At 69.6% G+C, this 1,417-nt stretch carries 1 protein-coding gene; it reads left to right on the plus strand.

Annotation, left to right across the window (positions count from 1 at the left end; translation table 11 throughout):
• Window positions 1-17: 17 nt before the first annotated feature.
• On the plus strand, window positions 18-1,417 hold a 1,400-nt coding region (locus ADK41_RS03450), incomplete at its 3' end, for an amino acid adenylation domain-containing protein (protein ID WP_051843723.1).

The raw sequence follows: 1,417 nt of genomic DNA on the forward strand, positions 1-1,417 counted from the left end.
TCTTCGAGGATCAGGAGGTGACGTACGGCGAGTTGGAGGTGTGGTCGAACCGGCTGGCCCGGTATCTGTCGGGCAGGGGGGTGCGGCCGGGTGATCTGGTGGCTGTGCATGTGGAGCGTTCGCCGCACATGGTGGCCGCCGTCCTGGCGGTGCTGAAGGCGGGGGCCGGCTACACGATGTTGGATCCGCAGTTTCCCGAGGAGCGTTTGAACGGTGTCCTGGAGCAGGTGCGTCCGGCCGCGTTGATCACGCAGTCCCATCTTCCGGTGTTGCGGACCGGTGCGGTGTGTGTGGATCTGACGCGTGAGGTGGCGGAGGTCAGCGCGGTGTCGGGTGCGGCGGTGGGGACGGGGGGTCTGCCGGAGTCGGTGGCGTGTGTGATGTTCACGTCGGGTTCGACGGGGGTGCCGAAGGGGGTGGTGGCGTCGCATCGTGCGCTCGTGGCGACTTTTGTGGGCCCGGATTATCTGGCTTTCGGTCCGCAGCAGACGTTCTTGCAGTGTTCTCCGGTGTCGTGGGACGCGTTCGCGCTGGAGGTGTTCGGGCCGCTGCTGCACGGGGGCGTGTGCGTTCTGCAGTCGGGTCAGCACACCGATCCGCATCAGATCGTGGAGCTGGTGGAACGCCATCGGGTGACCACGCTCCAGATGTCGGCGAGCCTGTTCAACCACATGCTGGACGAACACCCCGCCGTCTTCGGACAGATCCGCGAGGCCATGACCGCGGGCGAGGCGGCCTCACCGGTGCATGTCGCCCGCGCCCTGGAGGCCCACCCGCACCTGCGGTTGTTGAACGGCTATGGGCCGGCGGAGAGTATGGGGTTCACGACGACGTTCACCATCGAGCCGGGTGGGGCCGGGGGTGTGGCGAGCGTTCCGGTGGGTGGTCCGCTGTCGGGCAAGCGCGCCTATGTGCTGGACGGGAACCTGGGGTTGGCGCCGGCGGGGGTGCCGGGTGAGCTGTATGTCGCCGGGCACGGGCTGGCGCACGGTTACATCGGGCAGCCGGGGCTGTCGGCCGACCGTTTCGTGGCCGACCCCTACGGTCCGGCCGGGTCGCGGATGTACCGCACGGGTGATCTGGCCCGCTGGAACGAGCAGGGCGCCCTGGAGTACCTGGGGCGGGGCGACCAGCAGGTCAAGCTGCGCGGCTTCCGGATCGAGCCCGGCGAGATCGAGGCCGTGCTGACCTCGCACCCGGATGTGCAGCAGGCGGCGGCAGTGATCCGCGAGGACCGCCCCGGTGACAGGCGTCTGGTCGCCTATGTCGTCGGCGAGGCCGCCGACGCGACGGTCCTGCTGCGGCACACGGCCGCCCGCCTGCCCGAGTACATGGTTCCCGCGGCCGTCGTGGTCCTGGAGGAACTGCCCCGCACGGTCAACGGCAAGCTCGACCGCCGTGCCCTGCCCGCACCCGA

The sequence above is a fragment of the Streptomyces caelestis genome, from assembly GCF_001279005.1.
Classification (GTDB): domain Bacteria; phylum Actinomycetota; class Actinomycetes; order Streptomycetales; family Streptomycetaceae; genus Streptomyces; species Streptomyces heliomycini.